Annotated in this window: 3 protein-coding genes and 1 pseudogene; 2 read left to right on the top strand and 2 right to left on the bottom strand. The window is 55.6% G+C overall.

The window, feature by feature from the left end; translation table 11 throughout:
- Window positions 1-158: 158 nt before the first annotated feature.
- Together AC07O1_RS30295 and AC07O1_RS30290 are read right to left on the bottom strand one after the other, a co-directional pair.
- Entirely contained in the window at window positions 159-1,379 is a 1,221-nt protein-coding gene (locus AC07O1_RS30295) for a CaiB/BaiF CoA transferase family protein (RefSeq protein WP_494991169.1), read from the bottom strand.
- Between the two features lie 13 nt (window positions 1,380-1,392).
- Window positions 1,393-2,574: an acyl-CoA dehydrogenase gene (locus tag AC07O1_RS30290; protein ID WP_494991168.1), complete on the bottom strand. Its 1,182-nt coding sequence runs from the start codon at window positions 2,572-2,574 to the stop codon at window positions 1,393-1,395.
- 157 nt (window positions 2,575-2,731) lie between these two features.
- Here AC07O1_RS30290 and AC07O1_RS30285 point away from each other — a divergent pair, with 157 nt between their 5' ends.
- Together AC07O1_RS30285 and AC07O1_RS30280 are read left to right on the top strand one after the other, a co-directional pair.
- Entirely contained in the window at window positions 2,732-3,631 is a 900-nt protein-coding gene (locus AC07O1_RS30285; protein ID WP_494991167.1) for a LysR family transcriptional regulator, read from the top strand.
- A 450-nt stretch (window positions 3,632-4,081) separates the two neighbouring features.
- Window positions 4,082-4,273, top strand: a pseudogene (locus AC07O1_RS30280) (NAD(P)(+) transhydrogenase (Re/Si-specific) subunit alpha); the annotation flags it as partial.

The following is a 4,273-nucleotide window of genomic DNA, read 5'->3' as shown; positions in this document are numbered from 1 at the left end:
GACTGCGCCGGAAGTGGGGCGAATTATAGGCTTCCAGATTCTGCCGTCAAGGGTTAATTCAAATTATCTATCAACAAAGCTGAAAAGGACCAAAAGAGCACGCTTTTTAACCCTTCTATATAGTAGAGCCATCAGCACCTATATATAGAAGGGAACATTCACAGCACTCCAGCCTCTTTCAACGCAGCAACGGCTGATGCCTCCAGACCCAGCACCCGTTGCAACACCTGTAAGGTGTGTTCACCCAATAGAGGCGGGGCATGGCGGTATTCAACCGGCGTCTCAGAAAGACGGATTGGGCTAGCCACCTGTGGAACCAGTCCAGCCAAGGCATGGGGTAGTTCAATTGCCAGCCCACGAGCCTTAACCTGAGGATCGGCGAACACCTGAGCCAGATCGTTGATCGGCCCACAAGGCACACCGGCTTGCTCCAGTTGCGCCACCCATTGAGCCGTAGTCTTGAACACCGTTGCTTGACGGATCAGCGGAATCAAGACCGCCCGATTAGCCACCCGCAGCTTGTTCGTGGCAAACCGCGGATCGTCCGCCCATTGTGGCTGTCCGGCCACTTCAGCAAACTTGCGAAACTGCCCGTCATTCCCAACGGTAAGAATGAAGTCACCATCTGCGGTCGGGAAGTCCTGGTATGGCACGATGTTCGGATGAGCGTTCCCTAACCGCTTGGGCGCAACCCCTGTGGTCAGGTAGTTCATCGCCTGGTTGGCCAGACAGGCCACCTGAACATCCAGCAGCGCCATGTCGATATGCTGGCCGCCACCTTCATGATCCCGATGAGCCAGCGCTGCCAGAATTGCGACCGTCGAGTAGAGCCCGGTCAGAATATCCGTCAGTGCTACTCCGACTTTCACCGGCCCGGCACCTTCGCTTCCTTCAGGTCGGCCAGTCAGACTCATCAAGCCGCCCAAGCCCTGAATCATGAAGTCATAACCGGCACGCTTGGCATAAGGCCCCGTTTGACCAAAGCCTGTGATCGAGCAATAGATCAGATCAGGGTTTAGCGCCTTGAGCGACTCATAGTCCAGACCATAAGCCGCCAGACCACCGACCTTGAAGTTTTCGATCAAAATGTCGGACTTGGCCGCCAGCTCACGCACCAGCTGCTGGCCTTCCGGACGCGTGAAGTCGATGGTGACCGATTGCTTGTTGCGATTGGCCGATAAGTAATAGGCCGCTTCGCTGGTGTTCTCGCCATAGGCGTCTTTCAGGAAGGGCGGCCCCCAGGCGCGCGTGTCGTCGCCATTACCCGGGCGCTCGACCTTGATCACCTCAGCCCCGAGATCCGCAAGGATCTGCCCGGCCCAAGGACCGGCCAGCACTCGCGACAAGTCCAATACCCGCAGATGCGAAAGCGCGCCCATGGTCGTTCTCCTATTAATAGAACGCCTGGATACCGGTCTGCGCACGACCAAGGATCAGCGCATGTACGTCATGAGTACCCTCATAGGTATTCACCACTTCCAGATTGACCAGGTGACGGGCAACACCGAATTCATCGGAGATACCGTTGCCGCCCAACATGTCACGAGCCATACGAGCAATATCCAGGGACTTGCCGCAAGAGTTGCGCTTCATCATGGACGTGATCTCGACAGCTGCAGTGCCTTCGTCCTTCATACGGCCCAGGCGCAAGCAACCTTGCAGGGCGAGGGTGATCTCAGTCTGCATGTCGGCCAGTTTCTTCTGGATCAACTGAGTAGCCGCCAGCGGCCGGCCAAACTGTTGACGATCCAGTGTGTACTGGCGAGCGGTGTGCCAGCAGAACTCGGCAGCGCCCAGCGCCCCCCAGGAAATGCCATAACGGGCCGAGTTAAGGCAGGTAAAAGGACCTTTCAAACCACGAACGTCAGGGAAAATGTTCTCTTCTGGCACAAACACGTTGTCCATGACGATTTCGCCGGTGATGGAGGCGCGCAGACCTACCTTGCCGTGAATCGCCGGAGCACTCAGACCCTTCCAGCCTTTTTCCAGTACGAAGCCGCGGATGTCTCCCGCATCGTCCTTACCCCAGACCACGAAAACATCAGCGATCGGGCTGTTGGTGATCCACATCTTGCTGCCAGTCAGGCTGTAGCCGCCTTCCACTTTGCGCGCACGAGTGATCATCGCGCCAGGATCGGAACCATGGTCAGGTTCAGTCAGACCGAAACAACCGATCCATTCACCAGAGGCAAGCTTGGGCAGGTATTTCTGCTTCTGTGCTTCAGTGCCGAACTCGTTGATTGGCACCATTACCAGAGAAGACTGCACGCTCATCATCGAACGATACCCGGAGTCGACTCGCTCGACTTCACGGGCAATAAGTCCATAGCTGACATAGTTCAGGCCGCTGCCACCGTATTGCTCTGGAATGGTGGCACCCAGCAGGCCGATTTCACCCATTTCGCGGAAAATCGCCGGGTCAGTCTTTTCATGGCGGAAAGCTTCGAGAACCCGCGGAGCCAGCTTGTCGCGAGCAAATTGCTCGGCGCTGTCGCGTACCATGCGCTCTTCTTCAGTGAGCTGTTGATCCAGCAGCAGGGGATCGATCCAGTTAAAGCTAGCTTTACCGCCCATGAGTGAGTCCTCGCGAAGTAGGTCAAATATCGTGGACTGATCCTAGGCCTGGCTCGCGGATACAGCAAACGAGGATTTTGCATACTGTTGTGCTAATTTCTCACTCCGTGATAGCGCCAAACCACTTAATGGCGCCTTATTAGTGAGATTGCCGTACATGCGCAGAAAAATCCCCAGTACAGCTGCACTGATCAGCTTTGAAGCAGCAGCTCGGCACGAAAGCTTTACCAAGGCTGCGCAAGAGCTTTCCCTTACACAGGGAGCCATTTGTCGGCAGATCGCCAGCCTGGAGGAATTTTTGAGCGTCGAATTGTTTCGACGCTCACGCCGGGGAGTGAAGCTGACCGAAGCAGGGCTGTCTTATAGTCGCCGGGTCGCGACACAGCTGGATGCCGTCGAGCGCGATACGCTCTCGGTGATGGGACAGCAGGGCGCCAACGTCATCGAGCTGGCCGTAGTCCCCACCTTTGGCACTCAATGGCTGCTACCGCGGCTCAAGGACTTCCAGCAGCAACACCCCGAAGTTACGGTCAACCTTACCAACCGTACCCGGCCTTTCCTGTTCGCCGACACTGACTTTGATGCGGCGATTTACTTTGGCGATGCCGATTGGTCAGGCACCGAGTCCCATCGACTGATGGGCGAAACCCCCATGCCGGTTTGCAGCCCGCGACTTCTGGGCATTCGAAGCCAATTGAGCGCCGAAGAGATCGCCGAACTGCCTCTGCTGCAACAAACCACCCGGCCTTATGCCTGGCGTCAGTGGTTCAGCTCACAGAACCTGAATGTCCCTCGAGACATGACAGGACCGCGTTACGAGCTATTCTCCATGCTTGCCCAGGCCGCCATGCATGACATGGGCATCGCATTGATTCCACCATTCCTTATTCAGCGGGAGTTAACAGAGAAGCGGCTGGTGATCGCCAATCCCCAGGCGCTGTCTAGCATCAAGGCGTATTACCTGATGATTCCTGACCGAAAGGTCGAATCGGCATCCTTACGGGCATTCAGGGATTGGCTGGTGAGGCAGGCGCAGAGCTACAGCTTAGAAGAATAGGGGCTTTCAGGCTTTAGCTGACCCGGTAGTCAGCAAATGCAAATTACTACAGATATAACTATATGTCGCATTTTAGAAAACTGTACCGGAAGGAGGGACAATCGTCCCATAAGCGCCTAAAGACGTGGCTTGCGGCATCTATTTTGAAGCAATGCGGCTTCATTCACAGCGTCGATGTATAAATTCTTGAAATCCAGCAAAAACCTATACAAGGCACGGCTTACAAGGGATCAAGCACTACTGTTGCGACATTCGGTCACAGGGTGACTTGTAGTTAATTTTCCGTCACCCGTCATAATCCCTTGAAGGGCACAAAGTTCGCCTGCAAAATGCCGCGCCCCGCCTTGATTACACGGGGTCGTGCTGATCGGCCGCCCCAGCAGCACCATCCGGAGTGCGCTGGCCTTCTTATAAAGATCAAATGCAATAAGATCATGCAGGAGATTTGACGTGCACATTGGTGTTCCTCTCGAAACCCAGACGGGTGAAACGCGGGTTGCTGCAACCCCGGAAACCATCAAAAAGCTGATCGGCCAGGGCCATAAAGTCACTGTGCAAAGCGGCGCCGGCATTAACGCCAGCGTTGTCGACAGTGCCTATGAAGCAGTAGGTGCGACCATTGGCGGCGCCAACGAGGCGTTC

Source organism: Pseudomonas sp. GW821-FHT07G10 (assembly GCF_059418545.1).
Note: the sequence above shows the minus strand (reverse complement) of the source record. Positions and strands in the feature narration are given on the sequence as shown.